Annotated in this window: 12 protein-coding genes and 1 pseudogene; 1 reads left to right on the top strand and 12 read right to left on the bottom strand. The window is 51.3% G+C overall.

All coding sequences use genetic code 11. From position 1 onward, the window contains the following. Positions 1–284 precede the first annotated feature (284 nt). Positions 285–1,459 (top strand): IS3 family transposase gene (locus PSR63_RS21465; RefSeq protein ID WP_274327723.1). Its coding sequence is split into 2 segments (ribosomal slippage): positions 285–549 and positions 549–1,459, totalling 1,176 coding nucleotides; the frame shifts between segments, so codons are not numbered across the junction. Here PSR63_RS21465 and PSR63_RS21470 read toward each other — a convergent pair. The 12 genes and pseudogenes from PSR63_RS21470 to PSR63_RS21525 form a co-directional block, all read right to left on the bottom strand. Then, positions 1,452–3,482 (bottom strand): discoidin domain-containing protein, encoded by a 2,031-nt coding sequence (locus PSR63_RS21470; protein ID WP_274327724.1) that lies wholly within the window; start codon positions 3,480–3,482, stop codon positions 1,452–1,454. The two genes, PSR63_RS21465 and PSR63_RS21470, sit on opposite strands and share 8 nt — an antisense overlap. Positions 3,483–3,566: 84 nt before the next feature. Beyond that, positions 3,567–4,016: a carboxypeptidase regulatory-like domain-containing protein gene (locus PSR63_RS21475; protein WP_274327725.1), complete on the bottom strand. Its 450-nt coding sequence runs from the start codon at positions 4,014–4,016 to the stop codon at positions 3,567–3,569. A 113-nt stretch (positions 4,017–4,129) separates the two neighbouring features. After that, positions 4,130–4,270: a hypothetical protein gene (locus PSR63_RS21480; protein WP_274327726.1), complete on the bottom strand. Its 141-nt coding sequence runs from the start codon at positions 4,268–4,270 to the stop codon at positions 4,130–4,132. 6 nt (positions 4,271–4,276) lie between these two features. Beyond that, positions 4,277–5,314, bottom strand: a complete 1,038-nt coding sequence (locus tag PSR63_RS21485) for a DUF1559 domain-containing protein (protein ID WP_274327727.1) — start codon at positions 5,312–5,314, stop codon at positions 4,277–4,279. Between the two features lie 1,114 nt (positions 5,315–6,428). Further along, positions 6,429–7,730: a sulfatase-like hydrolase/transferase gene (locus tag PSR63_RS21490; protein ID WP_443111054.1), complete on the bottom strand. Its 1,302-nt coding sequence runs from the start codon at positions 7,728–7,730 to the stop codon at positions 6,429–6,431. A 49-nt stretch (positions 7,731–7,779) separates the two neighbouring features. Beyond that, a complete protein-coding gene (locus PSR63_RS21495) occupies positions 7,780–9,159 on the bottom strand; it encodes a sulfatase family protein (RefSeq protein ID WP_274327729.1) in 1,380 nt (459 codons plus the stop codon). Between the two features lie 111 nt (positions 9,160–9,270). Further along, positions 9,271–11,772, bottom strand: a complete 2,502-nt coding sequence (locus tag PSR63_RS21500) for a family 78 glycoside hydrolase catalytic domain (RefSeq protein WP_338000654.1) — start codon at positions 11,770–11,772, stop codon at positions 9,271–9,273. A 73-nt stretch (positions 11,773–11,845) separates the two neighbouring features. Next, positions 11,846–13,714 (bottom strand): annotated as a pseudogene (locus PSR63_RS21505) (sulfatase); the annotation flags it as partial. A 288-nt stretch (positions 13,715–14,002) separates the two neighbouring features. Further along, entirely contained in the window at positions 14,003–14,437 is a 435-nt protein-coding gene (locus PSR63_RS21510) for a hypothetical protein (protein WP_274327731.1), read from the bottom strand. A gap of 149 nt (positions 14,438–14,586) precedes the next feature. Continuing rightward, complete coding sequence (locus tag PSR63_RS21515; protein ID WP_274327732.1) at positions 14,587–15,564, bottom strand: DUF1559 domain-containing protein; 978 nt, start codon at positions 15,562–15,564, stop codon at positions 14,587–14,589. A gap of 481 nt (positions 15,565–16,045) precedes the next feature. Further along, complete coding sequence (locus PSR63_RS21520; protein WP_274327733.1) at positions 16,046–16,462, bottom strand: hypothetical protein; 417 nt, start codon at positions 16,460–16,462, stop codon at positions 16,046–16,048. A gap of 38 nt (positions 16,463–16,500) precedes the next feature. Next, the gene (locus PSR63_RS21525; RefSeq protein ID WP_274327734.1) at positions 16,501–17,571 is read right to left on the bottom strand and encodes a DUF1559 domain-containing protein; all 1,071 of its coding nucleotides are present in this window, start codon (positions 17,569–17,571) and stop codon (positions 16,501–16,503) included. Positions 17,572–17,591 lie beyond the last annotated feature (20 nt).

A 17,591-nucleotide genomic window follows, 5' to 3' on the forward strand; every position in this document is an offset into this window, starting at 1 on the left:
AACAAATGATGGCTCTCGTCTTGCCATGTGTCACTGCTCTTTCACTGACCTAGTAGATGAATGCGAGTAGCGTTCTTTTGTAGGTGCTTTGGACGCAGAGGCAATTATTCTAACTGTCCTCTCTGGGACTAATGACACAATGCTGACTTAGAAAAGCGGCTGATATCTAAAGAAAGTGGTGGGGTTGCCGCCCTTTTGGGTCACTTGACCTGCCCCCTTCAACCGCGTCCATTCGGTAAATTAGTTATTTGCTGAGTGAATGCCCATTTGAAGGGAGATTTCTAATGCCTAGAAGACGATTCACGCCGGAGCAGATTATCCAGCATCTCCGCGAAGCAGAGGTGCTTCTTTCTCAGGACAAGACGATTGCCCAGGCCTGCAAGGCGATCGGCGTCACGGAGCAGACGTACTACCGTTGGCGGAAGGAGTACGGTGGCATTCGTACGGACCAAGCCAAGCGGTTAAAAGATCTGGAGAAAGAGAACGCTCGACTGAAGAGACTCCTGGCGGATGCCGAGCTTGACAAGGCGATCCTTAAGGAGGCCGCTTCGGGAAACTTCTGAGCCCGGACAAGCGACGGCGAATCGTCGAGCACGTGCGAGACGCCTTGGGACGCGCGCGAGTCTCGGAACGGCGGGCTTGTCGCGTGCTTGGGCAGCCGCGTTCCACGCAGCGCCGTGCTCGCTGGATTCCCGATGACGAACCTCGCCTGGTCCGGGAGATGATTGAGCTGGCCGAACAGTACGGTCGCTACGGCTATCGGCGAATTACCGAGATGTTGCGACGGAAAGGTTGGCAGGTGAACCATAAACGCATCGAGCGACTATGGCGTCGTGAAGGGCTGAAAGTACCGCAAAGGCAGCCTAAACGACGTCGCCTGTGGTTGAACGATGGTTCGTGTGTTCGCCTGCGGCCAAGTCGTCGCGATGAGGTCTGGAGCTATGACTTCGTACATCACCGTACGCACGATGGCCGAGCCTTCCGGATGCTGACGCTGATCGATGAATATACACGCGAGTGCCTGGCGATCGACGTCGCCCGTCAGTTAACCAGCGAGGAAGTCTTGGAACGCCTCAGTGACCTGTTCGTTCGACGCGGCGTGCCTGACTTCATCCGGAGCGATAATGGCTCCGAGTTCACAGCTACAAAGGTCCGTGACTGGTTAGAGCGAGTCGAGGTGAACACCTTGTACATCGAGCCAGGCAGTCCCTGGGAGAATGGCTACATCGAATCATTCAACGGGAAGCTGCGAGATGAACTACTCGATCGAGAGATCTTCGACACGCTACTGGAGGCAAAAGTGTTGATCGAACGGTGGCGAGTCGAGTACAACACGGTACGCCCGCACAGTTCGCTGGGGTACCGCCCACCGGCACCGGAGGCAATTCTTCCAGGGGAAGGTGCTTCCGCTACGCTACAGCACCTTCCCCTGGAAGAACCCTTGAAGACTATCACTTAAAGACTGGTTTCATTCGCGGGGGCAGGTCATAACTCTCTTTGGCGTCGTGTCGGGTGGGGGCTATACCGCAGCCGTCATCCCGCACAACTAGCTCAAACTCTCTTCCGCAGGCCATTGTTATGGTAACCGCTTGTGCCTGGCTATGAGAAACAATGTTGGTCAAGAGTTCTTTCTGTATCAGTAGCACGTGCTTCTGCCACAGATTGGAAACTTGCACCGGTTGCGAGTAATCTCCCATGACGAACGAGAGCTCGTAGTTGACGAGCATACGACGGGCAATTTCCTGCAGCTTCAACGTGAACTCAAACAGGTCAGATCGATCATTCTCAAGCAGGTACATCATATCGCGAATCGATGAAGTTGTATCGTTCACGATAAGATCGATTTGATCGACCTCACCCAGTCGCTGCTCTCCGGCGATTGTACGACGCATTCTTTTGGTTAACATGGCAATCGTCGCCAGGTTACTCCCTATTTCGTCATGCAGATCTTTGGAAAGTTGCTTACGCACTGAGGTAAGCTGGCGGCGCGAGCTGATCTCGCGGCGAGCAATCAGAAACGAACTCACGGCGATCGAAACGATCAGCAGGATGGCGCTGACCCACGCTGTATTTTGCATCGTGCTGGACATCGCCTCGTCGAGCTGAAGCAGAAGCTCATCCCGTTCATTGAGCAACAGGCCACGCTGTTGAACTTGCGGCAACCACTGCGGCCAATTAAGTATACGGCGACGACTGTTATAGCCATCGGTCAGCGCATCGAGGTCCATTGACTGCGGATCAATTGGATCCTTGGCAATGGACACGGTGATGTCGGCTTCGGAAGCAATGTTGCCTTGGTCGGTGATTACCTGGATCTCGGAGAGGGCGACAATCGACGGCATAAAGCGACTGTCGTGCCGGGTCGAGGTGATCAAGAGTTCTGTGGCTGTGATGTTGTTGGCAAGAGGGTAAGTATCTTCTTCGTCTGGGTCTGCGCTCGCATCGGGAGGAAACGGAGTGCGATGCAATGGTGCCGAAACTGATACGACGAGGGGATCGTGTTTCCAGTGGTAAAGGTCATTGTCGGTATAGTCGAGCAGTGTCTGAAACCGTTCGTTTACATCAGCGCGATACTTGATGAAGAAACGAAGCGGAAAGCCCCAGCCTGGGGCCGATGCCGTACTGGATGGTTCGTACGGATAAAGCTGAATCTCGGTAATTTCGCGAGGGCGATCAAACTGCATGCGAATGGTAACCCATTCGTACTCTGTGTAGTCGCCCGGGACCACCAGACCGGTCGAAGGACTGGCCTCGGCTCCCAAGGAAATCGGCATGACGGAGAAGCTATCGACCAAATAGCGGTTCGACCATTTAAGTGGGATTTCTTCCTGACTCGAAGCGGCGACCTTTTGATGAATGGCAACGTTTCGCCCTCCTGAAAGGACCATCAGTTCGTCCAAGGCCAGAAACTTCTGTCCCTCTTGCTGATACAACTCGAGAGCCACCAGACGAACGTAACGACCGGAAACATCTTTCAAGTCGATCACGATTGGGAAACCCTCGCGGGTTTGTACGCTAGGGTAGTCCACTCTCTGAATCATTTCGAAGGACGAAAAGTCACTCTGGTCGCTGACTTGTACCTCGAATTGCCGCGGCAAGCCATAGTCGAGAATGACCTTCCCCTCGTTCACACTCGAGACCGGTACGAGCACGACCGACTCGATAGGCATACGGACGCCCAGATCGACTTGTACCCAAGGGGGCGTATCCGTGTTCGTGATTTCGCTACTATGGAAGCCTCCTCGCTGAGGAAACTTCGGTGTGTACGGCACAAGACGAGACAGCTCGGCGTTGATGGCGGCCATGCGTTTCTCAAGTTGAGCGACGCGTGGATTAACGGACCGAATCCAACTTGCCGAGAGTCGCGAGCTAGCGTGCGGTGAGTCAGCGGTTGTTAAACCATGGAACACAAGCCAACCGATGCTGCCGGCCACAAGCAGCAAGAGGATAGAAATCGCAATGATGGATGTGATACGAGCCATAAGAACTTGGTCTACGACCTTCGCGTCCGGTCGCATGCCCCCGGAGAAAAGCCGAGGCGTGTGAACGCGCACTCTTGCGGATAGCTACTCTTTCGATTTTAGCTCAAAGTCAATCTGGTTAACACCTGATTCCACGTGGGCCGACAAGGGAGAATTGATCTGATACTTCTTCGGAATCACCCGCATGTTGGGAGCTTCATCATCGGCCGGCAGGATCTCGACACGGTGCTCTCCGAGCTGCGCGCCCAGCTCAGTTGTTGAAAAGATAAGGCGATACTTCCCCTCAGCGTCGGTTTGTCCGATCGACGCTCGGCCACCAGTCTTGGGAGTGAAGGATACGACGACGTCCGCCAATGGGGTGCCATCAAGAGATACGACCCCTGATACGTCACCTAAGTTCCCGTTCTGCTGACATCCCAGAACGAGAACAACCGCCAGCATTCCCAGCAGCGAGAGACCTCTGCTTTTGATTCTAGTGAGAAGTGCATTGCGGCTCATAGTATCGACAACAAAACGGAGTGATGGTGTTTGCATGATAATCGTCTCGATTGGGGTAGGATCGGGATAGCCTCAAGTCAGGCTTCGCAAGGGTAAGTCGGCCGACTAGCAGTGCCGCGGGTGGGGCAACACACACCAGTGGCCTAAACTTATCGGTTGCCGCGATCGACATTGTCACGATCGACAACGTTCAAGCCGGCAGTTTCCTTGCCTTCATCAGGAAAGTTGCCACATATCGTTTCGTAGACGGTAGGCCAGACGCCTGAGGCACCAGCCAGAGCATCAGGCAAGCCAACTTAGTATTGGCCAACGGGATTTCCATCGCCTCGATTCAGCAGATTGGTGAAGACCGACGGCTGAAAGGCACCGACTGCTTGGACACTATCGATCGTCTCAGGAATAAAACGCACAGAGCCATCGGCCAAGGTGAACTGAGCTCCGCCTGGGTGCTGGCTGGAATAACCGACAAAGCATCGAGTCGCATTGGGCATATTGATCCCACCGTAGCCATTGCCCATCAACGCGGCTCCCGAACGTCGAAATTTATCCTGCCAGGAAGCGCCTGCATTGGTCGCCATGCCAAATGCGTTGCCTGCAAACGCGTCGAACTTCCCGCCTATTGGGTTGTTCAACTGCCATGCTCTCTCACCGAAGACAATCGTGTTGCTCGTGCCGTCGGTAATATCTCGAAACTGGGCGTCGGAGTTGATCCAGAAGGTACCCAGCGCGCTGTATGGACGAATCATGAACGCTCCACCGCCATCGACGCCTCCGGAGTTCTGACGGCATGGGTTGTTGTTGCCGATGTAGTTGGATGTCGCTACTGGTGTCCAGCCAGATCCCGCTGTGGTGTCGGACTCTGTCGAATTGTTCGTAACGCCTTTGTACTGTTCGGTGTTAAGTTCGGGGCCGGAATCTGACGGGCATCGGAACGCACTTACTGGAGTTGCGAGGATTGCCATCGTCGTTCCATTGGTCGCGGCATCTGAGAGCTTACGACGACCCACTTCGAGGTTGTCATGCAGATTGCCAAGTTCGACAAATGGAAAGAGTAACGCGTTCCAGCCCCATAACGCATTGGCCGACCCACTGCCGTCCGATTGACCTGTCACATCGATCGCACCCGATGGCAGGGAACCAAACGTATCGTGGTAATTATGCAGCGCGATTCCGAGTTGCTTCATGTTGTTGGAACAACTCATTCGCCGTGCTGCTTCACGGGCCTGCTGAACGGCCGGTAGCAGCAGAGCAATCAGGACCCCGATGATGGCGATAACCACCAGGAGTTCAACGAGTGTAAAACCAGCACGAGATAATTTGGGGCGGGTTGACATGGGGAGACCTATCTAATGGAAATAGCAGATAAAACAACACCTCAAATTCGACAAGGACTCAATTATAGAAAGAAGAGTTTTTCTAAAACCTCACGCGTTCACGTGGGGAGTGAAGGATTTCTGGTCAAATTCTGGATTTTGCGTTAACCGAGCCCCACATATACATCACCGTAGGTCATTCGGTCATTCCCTTATTAATTTAGTCATCAACTAGGTAGCAAAGGGCCAACCGTAATTGAAATGTCAGAAATCTCCTGAATCCTCATTTTGACGGTAAGTAATTGGAACTGAAAGTTACGAATCACGTAATATTTCGAGAGACGATTAACATTCTCGACTCTTATGCCTAGCCAATCGCACGTTCTGAAACATACTTAAACGCTGATCGCACATGACTTACGTCTCGGTCAGGACGGCAAAGCAACAAGTGATTTAAACAGTTAAGAGTCTAGAGGTATGGAAACGGACGATTTCGTCGCACGCGGACTTCGCAACTAGTTAAAACGCAAAGACTTGCAGCGACACTGATTCTCTTAACATTTTTCTTATCGGAACACTTGTACGGAACATCAGATTGCTGGAAGCGCTCTTATCGCCATGGGAACAAAACTCGAACGGATACCATCTCTCCGAATCAACAGAACCGGGAGAGATTACAACCAGAATGCGTTGACCTTTTTCTTGACGGCGACCAGTATCACATGCCGATTCAGCTACAGCTAGCGTGACCAATTCGGCTCCAATTCGGCTCCAAATCGGTCACCCCAAGGTCGTCCGCCTACGACTCCAATTCCACGTTGCTTCACTTGATGAGCCTGGATCTCCAGCAGCCAACGTTCTACCACAATGGCATCTAACGACGTCTTACCAATGTCCACGGACATACGGTGAAGTACGTCCTTCCGTACGATAAGTTCTTTGCCGAATGCATGCCCGTTTGAAGGGAGATGTCTTATGCCTTGCAAATGATCAATGCCCAAGCAGATCATCAATCGTCTCCGCGAGGCGGAGTGTATGCTTCTCAGGAAAATATAATTGGTCGTTGAAAAGACAGTTTGACATTCAATGAAGCGAGGTCACGAGTAAAAAAGTATCTTCCTTTTTGGCAGCCCGCCTATTTTACCCATCTGTCAACGATGTCTTCCAATTCGCGCACACGGTCAGGATAGGTTTCGGACAAGTCATTTCGATCGTCTGCATCGACTTGCAGGTCGTACAATTCACTTCGACCTGGACGTGCGATGAGCTTGTTCCACCCATCAATGACCACGCGAGCTACCAGTCCGTTGTTGGTATCGTCAAGTTGATCAATGTCGGAATCATGGTCGTAAACATCAACAAATATGCGATTTCGTGTTTTCAGTTGTGAAGGTTCTCTAAGGTCTAGCCCTAACATTTCAGAATGGGCCTCCAGACCACAAGCTTTCAAGATAGTAGGAGCAATATCGATATTGCTCGCAAGTGTCTCTGAGTCACGTTGCGGCTTAATGCGATCGCCGTGAGTGATAAAGATTGGTGTGCGGATTCCCGCTTCATATGGTTCACGCTTAGAGCGAACACTTCGATTCTTTGTGTCGGGGTCCTGAACCCATCCGTTGTCGCACGTGTAGACGAAGATTGTGTTGTCGTACAGGTCCTTGGCCTTCAGAAACTTGACGAGTTCTCCACAGCCTTCATCCAGCCACTCGACATTAGCCCAGTAGCGAGCGGTTGGTTCATTTGGAGCGATGTCTTTGTATTTGTTAAAAAGGCGGTCTGGGGCATTGTGAGGCGAGTGAGGAAGGAAGACGCCATACCAGATAAAGAAGGGCTGATTATTCGAATGAGCCGTGTCGATGAAATCGTAAATTGGCGTCATCGTCTCGCGGCCGATTTTTAATCCCTCGTCGCCATGGCGACCTCCACGACTAAGATCACCATGAGTCATGGCATGCGTGAAGCCGTGGTCGAGAGGATTTCCCTCCCACCATTTTCCTGTCTGAAGTGTTGCGTATCCATTCTGCTTCAAGGCTTTAATGAACGATGGGTGCGATGCCATCGGAGACGTCATGCGATCTCGACGTTCTTGCCACAGTTTCTTGCCGGGCTCAGTTCTTCGTTGAAACCCGACAGGCATGGTCGGATCGTTGCCGCGAATTTGGGTTTGGTGAGGATAGAGTCCAGTAACGATACTTGCCAAGGAAGGACGGCACAGTGGCGCAGTTACGTATCCACGTTCATAGAGAATGCCGGCCGAGGCAAGACGATCCAGATTGGGGGTCTGTACGTGAGGATGCCCCATGAATCCATAGTCAGTCCATCCCTGATCGTCGCTCAGCAGAAATACAACGTTGGGATTTTCCGCCGCAGTAGCATGCCCAAGGAAGACAAACAAGATGATTGACAGGCAACCGTAAATCCATCGCAATGCGTTCATGTTAGTGTTCTAAATACCTATTTCCATGTTGTCGAATATGAAACACTGACTATTTTCGTGGCACCCATGTGTTGGGTGCGTTCAGCAGAAGTGGTTTGTGAAAAACTGTTTGTTCATCACCTTGTTCATCCATCCATTCTTTTAGTTGGCAATATAAATCCTGTTGAATTTTTACTGTCTCTGCATTATTTACGAGATTGGACTGCTCGTGAGGATCTTTTTGGAGGTCGAACAATTCAAATCGTGGACGTCCATGATATCTTGCTAAAACATTCGCCGCGTGTGTGTTCGTTTTGGCAAGTTCAGTCCACTGATTGAAATAGTCCCCCGATGTTTCCCTGAGTAGCAGGTCGATGTACGAAGTGAACGCAAACTCGGGATGAGGGTTGTAGATAAACTTGTAGCGATCGGTGCGAATGGATCGACTTAGGTAAACATTCATTTTTCGATCACCGCTGTGCGTCGTAAAAATTCGCTTGCGATGCGTGTCAGAGTCGCCCTGTAAGACGGGTAAGAACGAGCGACCGTCTAGGTTGCTTGGGGTGGTGCCTCCTCCGCACTCAATAAGAGTGGGGAGGATGTCTATCCAACTCACCATGGCGTCCGTTTTCGTGTCAGAATTGACGACTCCTGGCTGAACGACGATCAGTGGGACGTGGATGCCCTCGTCGTATAACGTCCATTTTCCGAAGGGGAACTGTGCTCCATGGTCACTGGTAAATACGAAAATAAGATCCTCTGACAGATGCCTGTTAGTTAGTTCGCGGAGTTCTCCGAGATAGGTGTCCAGGTCAATAACCTCTTGTAGATATCTCGAACGTTGGACTCTCGTACGAGGTGTATCGAGAAGTTGAGGTGGTAGAGTGATGGCCGATGGATCAATCATCGATTCGTTTGGCCATGGCACGTGGGGATTGGATACACCAACAAACAATGCAAGAGGACGCGAGTCTTTTCGTGTCTCCAAAAAGCTCTTGACTGTCGTGCGAAGTTCCGGAATCTCTTGCTTCAGGTCATAGGTATCGAAATGGTATTGTGATGCGCTTCGTAGGTGTGCCACTTTTCCAAATGCAGCTGTTTGATAACCCAGTTCGTTTAGGATTTGTGGCAATTTCAAGACATCATCATGCGGGTAGCTATGGTTCTCTTCCGCGCCGTTACGAGCCGGCATCAGTCCAGTTAGTAAAGCTGCTCGGCTGGGTGCGCATGACGGGCTGGCCACGAATGCACGATTGAAAGTCACGCCGTCGGCAGCTAGGCCATTGATCGATGGTGTCGCGATATCGGTACCGCCGTAGAGTGGAAGGTCTGCGGAGGATAGATCATCCGCGAGAAAAACAACGATGTCTGGTTGTCTTTGACGGTCTTCCGATAATGCGAAAGATGAGAGAAACAGCAGGAGTACTAGCGATGATGGATACCGAAACATTGACTTGTGGCTATTTCGAGTTACTTGGGGAAAAAATGTGATTTCAGTTAGACGGGTGCAGGCGTGACGAACTTGCGTACGCTTTGCATTCGAATTGTTTATCCGGTCGGATTATTCAACCGAAACTCTTACGACGCCGCGGACAGCTTCTTTCACAATCCAGCGATCTCCACTTTTTCGCGCATCGACCGGCTGCCCATTGATGAGTACTCTCTGAGTTCCTTGATTCGCGGGTAAATCAAGTGTCGCTAACATGTCACTTGGAAGATCAATCGACAGCGTGAACTCACTCTCGTTGTTCCAGTCAATTTGTACCGGTCCTATTGGGGTCGGGATTTGTCCTCGTGCAAACGTGAGCGGGCCTGGGCAGGGGCGAATTTTTGCAGTCGTCCACCCAGGAGAGGCGGGTTGAGCACCCAAGACAAATCGAGGTAGAAGGTTTGCGGGAGCTGCGCCCCAGGCATGGTTCCAGTCTTGGTTCGGCTTGTACTTCATGTCCCAGGCCTCCCATGTGATTGTCGTCCCGCTATTTACCATGTGTTTCCAACTCCGATCACCATCGGCAAGGATTAGTGCAATCGCTTTGTCGTCACAGCCTGAGCTAAAGAGTCCATCGAGAAAATACTGAGCGGCATAGACGCTACACTTCATTTTCTGTTTCTTCAGCCATGTCGTGACTGTGGCAACATGATCGTCCGGTACTAGGCCGAACGCCAATGGGAAAAAGTTCGCGTGAATACTACTGTGATCGGTACCGACACCATCACGGTAGATCCCAGTCTTCTCATCAAAGAAAGCGTCTTGAAATGCCTGTCGTGCGGCTGTCGCCTGGGATGAAAAAGCCAGTGCATCGTCGTTTTTGCCAACAGCGGAGGCCATTTCGGCCATTTGCTCCAGTGCTTGTAGGTGAAACGCATTCACAACGGTGTTGACTTCCGAATGGACAAATCCGTCCCGTTCCTTGGGAGGCCAATCGACAATGTCATGACGTTTCTGATCTAGATGATTGCTTCTTACGAGTCCGTCTTCCGCGACTCGATTTAGCAGCGTTTTCGACTTGAGCAATTCGTAGCGATGTTTCAGCCAATCTACATCGCCTGAATACATCCACTCAGCGTGAGCCATGAACACCATGTGCGGCGCCCACTCGCTAGGCCAAGTTCCGTTCTCGATCAGCCAATCGAACGACCTGGCTGCCATTTCGACATCATCATCGGTGTAATAGTGGCTTAACTGATTTAAGTACGCGTCTGCTTCGTAAGGTATCCTCTCTCGGTCACCATCGACGTAAACGCCGGCAAATGTTGTCGCTTTGATACTGTATTTGCACAGCTCCCAAATCCTATTGAGCGTTTCATCGGAGCAGATGAAATGGCTTGCATCATCATTCCATTTTGATGCAAACGCTGCCCTACGTTTGATGTCGTCTTCCGTAAACTCTCCCTCCCAATTCTCAATCTCAACCCACCGGAATGGCATGACAGGCAACCACGTCTTTGGGGTGAGTACCGCCGGCGGATGAACAGCCCGAGTAGCGCCAGCCTGTTCAGTGTTGCGTACGTCAATGGGCGTTGGGACAATGAAGGTCCCCCTCTCGCCGCTCCCTTTTCGGAGTTCACTTACACCATAGCGAACCGTGCCCGGGGGCTTGCGATCGATTCTGCCATCTACCAACTTCTCGCCGAAATGTATTTTGCATACACCTCTACCGTTTTGGGGGACACGCATTGCAATGTTTCCAAACGCAACCTTTCCGAAGTCCACTAGAATCGTACCGTCCCTCAACTTGGTAACTGAAGAAGGAGGCTGTTCCGTAATCGTCACGGACTTCGCCGCTGGAATCTCAGGAAGTTCTTTGATGAACAAATTGCGAAATCGGTATGTCTGTCCGTCTTCACCATGATGTTGGATGCCGATGTAGCCAGAGGCATCCAACGGGTCACGAAATGTCACCGTTGGGATACCGTTTACCTCGATTCGAATACGATCCTCAATGCAAACGATCTCGAACCGATTCCAACCGTCGCGATTCAATGCGTTTGCAATGAGAGGATTAGAAAACGCTGACTTCGACTCATCTTCGTGATTCAGAAATTGATCTTGAGAGCGACCTTTTGTGCTTGGCCAAATCCACCCGCGTCGTCCTTCATCGTACAGTCCTCCAGACCATCTCCGTTCCGATCCATCGCATTCCGCTTGATAGCCATAGACCTTTTTGCCCTTCGCATCGTCGTCGACATGGCAGCGAAACATAACTCCCGAATTGGCTGGACCCTGCGGCAGATGGATTTCTACACTTAGCCGAAAGTCCGAATACTTCTTTTCGGTGACGAGAAAAAACTTCTTGTTGGAAAGCAAGTGGATCTCATCGCCAACGACTTTGGCCTCACCATGCGAGTATGGATTACGCCAGCCCGATAGATCTTTCCTGTTAAACAGCGGTGTGTATCCGCGGCTAAGCATCGCCTGAAATCCTTCGTCGCCATCTTGCGGAATGCTAGGTGTCAGGATCGAATCAGTAGTAGGTTCCGCTGCAGCACAGATCCCGGTCAATAGTAACACCAACACCAAAGTGCGTAGGCTATGCTTGTTAACTAGGAGGTAACTTCTCATCGGGCCAGGCCTGGGGAAAGTAAGAGCAGATCGAGTGACGAACAATCACGTGGAACCGACATTTGGCACTTTGCTAGAATTCCCATTCGCGAATTGTGTTGCCTTCGGAGGATTGCAGTTCTATTCGCGAAATATCGGTGATTCCTTTGCCGTTGGATGGATCTAAGCGAAGGCCTTTTAACGGAGCTTTCGCTGAGATCTTGATCTCATATTCACGCAATTCGCCATCATGAACGACGACGAACCCGGTGCTGGATTGAGCTGAATAGGGACGTCCATCCGCCTTCCAAAACACTCTTCCGTTTCCTTGTGAACTAGACTTCATCGTAACTTGAAGCGTAAACTCACCGCTACTCACTAGTTTTGAGAACGTATGGGTCAAATACGGATCCGGTCCAGAACTGTCCACTCTTAGGAATCCACCCGAACTGGTCAGCTTACAAGTGCCGCCGGCGTGCCAGCCCAGTACGCGATTTCCAATGGGATTTGGCGATTGTTGCTTGGGTGAATTACCACCCCCCTTGAGCGTAGCCTTGCCTTCTTGCGACGCGTCATATTTTGAGGGGTCAAACTTAATGTTTGGTCTCGGGCGGACAGCTCGCGTATCAGTAAGATGCTGTTCAATCTTCGCATCAAGCGAGGCGACGAGTTCTGGGTGGTCTCCGGCCAGGTTATGCTCTTCGCCGATATCGTTCTTGAGGTTAAATAATTGGTAGCGATGATTGTTGGCTTCACCGCCATGAAAGATGCGAATTAGCTTCCAGTTGCCGCTGTGGACACTCACCGCTGGGGGCAACCAGTCCGGTACGCGTGGTGCATGCGGAAAGTAGGTAAAAATCTCGTTGCGAGGAATTGGTTGATTGTTAAAGGCAGGGACGATACTAACGCCATCGAACTCTTGGTGTGGCGGGGGGGAGATTGACAACATCTCCAACAATGTGGGATAGAAGTCAATGCTTTGAATGACTTCATCGCTCGATGAACCGGGGGGAATTGCGCCGGGTTGAACGATGATGGCAGGGCCTCGAATACCACCTTCATACATAGTTGCCTTGCCGCCTCGAAGAGGAGCGTTGCTCGTGGCTGTAGTGCCGTCGACAAGGTTGTACATGTTGCCGCCGTTATCGGAAGCAAAGATGACAATCGTACGTTCCGCAATCCCGAGACGATCGACCGTGTCCAGTAACACACCGACAGCATCGTCCATACTCTCGATCATCGCGGCGTAGGTAGGGCTACGTTGCGGACTTCCCGGATCGATACGTTCACGATACTTATCAATAAGATCGGTCTTAGCATCGAATGGAGCGTGAACGCTAAACATCCAATAGTTAAGAAAGAAGGGCTCGTCGCGATGCGCTTCCATGAACGCGACGGCCTCTTTGGCCATTCGGTCCTCGATGTGCTCGTCAGTAATCTCCGGGTCATGATCGAAGTCTTTGAATTTCCACGGAGCCACATAGCTGCCAGCGGGACCAGGGCCAGGGTGGTGGGGAACGTCAACTCCAAATCCGTGTTCCAGTGGAGAGTAAGGCTCGGCTCCTAAATGCCACTTTCCGAAATGCCCAGTGGCATACCCGTTGTCCCGAAGTACCTCTGCCAAAGTGTAATATTTGGTGTCGAGCCGTGAGGCTGAATTGGGCGAGGTTGCTTTCTGAATCGGCGAAGCCACATGGCTCTCGCTCGCCTGCAATGTCACCTTCGGCAGATGACAATTCGGGGAAGTGATTCCATGGCGAGCGGGAGTCAGTCCAGTCAAGATACTGGCGCGAGTTGGTGAGCAGAGGGGGCTAGAAGAGTATGCCCGTGTGAATGTCATCCCGCGCTTCGCAAGTCGTTCGATATGGGGCGTTTCATACAACGTTGTGGTGCCGAACAAGGTCGTATCGCTCCATCCGAGATCGTCCGCAAGAATGAAGAGAACGTTAGGTGGCTTAGATGCAAAGAGCGGAGATGTGAATACCAGCGTGGCAAGAATTACCAAGATGGTATGGGACGGAAAGTATCGTGGGGGTGTGGTCATGGAGTAGGACGTTGTCTTTCCAGGGGGAGGGGGACGGAGAAGAACTTGTGCATTGAGTGGGGTTGATTGAGTAGCCAGCTCAGGCTCAAAAGTAGGAGCAAAGAAACGCGAAGACCTGGACTGCCCGCCAGTTCAACGCGTTTGCTCTGCCTCTTGATTTGAATGGCTGATGAAGTTCTAGCAAACCGTTCGCATTGCGACCTTCTGTTAATCCCCTTTGCCGTCTCTTGTCAAAACGAAATTCAAATCGTCGGTAGGTTTGTCGATCGTCGTTGCTAGGGGCGTTAAGTGTTTGGCGTTGTAGTTGGGGTGCGTTGTCGTTTTCATGACATCACGCATCGAGCTATTCGGATCGTCTTCGAATTCAGGTTCCTGCCCGATGACTTTGCTACCCAAAACCATAATCTTTTTGTCACCCGGTTCGACCTTGGCCGTGTATCTACCGTCTAGGATCACTGCTCCTGCGGAAGGGACGTTCCCACTGACCGAAATGAAAGTTATTGAGCCCTTTTCGACGGGATCTCCTTCGACCGTCACCGTGCCGCTGATAGGAACAGCCGTTGTTTGCTCACCCGAGCAACCAAGAATTGGCAGGCTCAAAGAGATAGCGATAGATAACTGGACAATTGTTGGATAGGTCATTGTTCAATACTCTTGTTGGTGGATGAGAGAACGTCCCATTACAGCGAGAGAGTCGCTATCTAGGCTTTACCTGCTTAAAATCGTTCATGTCATGACACCGAATAACCCCAGTCAATTCGGTGCCATCGTTCAGTGCGAGTCCCTAACGACTAGGGCAGTCCGACGACTTCACCGCCTTGACCGGACAGCATCGCTTCCCACACATTCGGAGAAACTGTTTCTGGCACAAAGCGTACCGATCCATCCATCATGCTGACGTTCACACCACCTGGGTGGTTACTACGCGGTGCGATCTGATACTGATTATTGTTACTTACTTGCGTGCAAGGCATTCTTTGGTAGTCGTTATGTGTTGGATCTTCCGTTGTATCCTTGCATCGACGGCACTGGTCAGGGGCCGTTGAGTTCGGCGTATTGATCGACATGAAGCCAGGGCTACCTTCGTTATTGAACATGTCGCCGCGATTGTCGTCGGTCTCATTGGGCGAAGCGATCAAAATCTCAGAAAAGCCCGCCGTGTTTGAAGTACCATCGAGTAGGTCGGCGAATCGATAAATGTGACTGACACCATAAGGCGAGCCGCTGAAAATGGCTTGGTCCGCGGCATTTTGGTGAAGATGTGTGTTGCCCATGTTGGCGACGTAATTCCCTAGAACTCGCCAGTTTGCGTCTGATTTATCTTGAGTGACATTTGTCTTATCGGACGGGCAATTGTAACCAGACACGAACTGACGCAACGTATCGATATTGCCCCCCTGATGAAAACCCACCGAGAAATTGTAATCGTCGTACAAAGCAGGCTGTTCGATGTAAGGCCAAAGAAACACCCCCCAGGTGATCCGTCTGTAGGTCTGACCATTCTCGACTTCTACGCCAGCGCCATTCTTGTGGGCAGCTCCTAGTGGTAGGTAGCCTTTGTTGACATCTGCAAAATTGTGAGCTGCCAAGGACCATTGCTTGAGGTTGTTAGTGCACTCCATTCGCCTGGCGGCTTCACGTGCCTGCTGTACAGCGGGTAGCAAGAGCGCGATCAAGACACCAATAATAGCAATCACGACGAGTAATTCGACCAGCGTGAAACCACGCGAAGAAGGATGTGAACTCTTGGAGAAGACGAAAGAATGCATGGAAGGGGCTCCGTGAACAAAGAAAGAAAAGATGGTCAGGATGAGTTATTAGGAATCGCCAGTCTGGCAATGTTAGATTGAGACGGTTGGCAAAGTGTTATGTGCATTGGGAAATAATATAGACTGAAGAAAAAACAAAACCTTGACTATGTTGCCTTCACTAGGACGATAGTGCCGCTTTTGGGGAGGGAGTGTCTTTGGCAAGGCGTGTTCGTAAGTCTATTCGAGGTATTGTTAGGCGGTGAGAAGCGGCCTGCCGATCGTCCACGCGCAGCTCCCAATGATATGAGAGAGTAAGCGGTGCTAGTTGCAGTTGCGAACCGAGCCTAAATAGACGAACACCATCAAGTAGCTGGAGTTCAAAGTGGGAATCAGTGTTCTGATTAGCTGAAGCGTTGATCTGCGGCCATAAAAAAAGCCGGAGCACGACTTTGCGCGTCCGGCTTCCGATAGTTTCTGCTGATTGCCAGGCCGTGTACGTCTAACGTCCACTTTTTAGATCGAAGTCGATCGACCCAGTTGCACCGGATTCGATTTTGGCTGTCAGCTCGGATTTTGAGTTATAGCGAGCTGGAATAATCGAAACGACGTCCGCTACCATCTGGCCGGTCGCCTCATCGAGTTGTGGCTTATCTGAGGATTTCCAGGCACTAATTTCAACACGATACTCGCCTGGTGTGGGACCAGTATCACCGTTCAATTCATATCGACCATCCTCGATTTTACATCCAGCCGTCATGCCCTTCGGTGTGATTGGCGTTAGTAAAATAGAGCCTTCCTTCAGTGGTTGACCGTCCAGCACAACTGTGCCGGAGATGGCCTGCCGAGAAATACCACTATCTGAGCAGCCCAATGAAGATGCGAGAAAACAAAACATCAAAACCGTCAAACCACGCATCGAAAAGTTCCTTTTAGGCAGAGAGGTTAACGGATCAATTACTTGAGTGATTCAGTTTCGCCACCGGAGCGAGTACTTGCAGCACGCCAGATACCCAGCTCGATAGTTTCAGCAACGAAGCTGACAGAACCGTCACACAGAAGCACTTGAACTCCACCTGGATGTCGGCTTCGCGAGGCATTATGTGAAGCGGCCTTCGACGAATTAACGCAAGGTAGACCAAACTCCGGCTGGTCGACGCAAAATGTTGTTGACATGTTGTCCGGCGCCGTCGAATTTGGCGGGAGAATGGTGCTAACCATGGAGCAATTGGCATCTTCATTCCAGAAATGACCTCGATTGTCGACTCCCGGTGCTTGAAGTACTTCCATCATTGCTAGTGTGTTGGATGTGCCATCGGTCAAGTCGGCGAAACGAGGACCGAAGAAAAAGTCAAAGGTGCCATCCAACGCGGCTGGATCGGAGTCATTGTAGGTACGTGGCCCCCAATTGACGCAATAGTTTCCCTTATAGATATCCGTTCCCTCTCGGGCGATGCTCCGATCGCTGGGACACGACCAAGCCGTGATGGGCGCCATTACCGCTTCCTTCACGGCGTTGGTCTGCTTGTGCCAGGCGAGGTTGTCATCGTAGAGGTCACTTCGATTTCCTTCTTCGAGGAATGGAAGCATGTGGCGTACGAATGGGACGCGTTTAAAGCTCACCTTATTAGTGGCGGGGTCTAATCCCATGGCTCCGGGAGGCATCCTGCCAAACGTGTCGTGGTAGTTGTGCAATGCCAGGCCAAGTTGCTTCATGTTGTTTTGACAAGACATACGGCGAGCCGCTTCACGAGCTTGCTGAACCGCCGGTAAGAGTAGCGCGATCAATACGCCAATAATAGCAATGACGACAAGTAACTCTACCAGTGTGAATCCGCGCCGAAGACCAGCGGAACTACTATCATGAGGACAGAAATGCATTGATGGGACTCCTGAAAAATGAGAAGTATTGAAGCCAGGGAAAATAAGAATGCTTGCGAGGGAGAAGCGATTGCGATAACCAATTGTGCGGCTCGGTAACCGTACAACCACTTCTCGAAGAGTGATGCCTGTGAAATTGGGTGTCACGACTTACTCAATTCGGGGTA

This window comes from Bremerella sp. P1, from assembly GCF_028748185.1.
In the GTDB taxonomy this organism is placed as follows: Bacteria; Planctomycetota; Planctomycetia; order Pirellulales; family Pirellulaceae; genus Bremerella.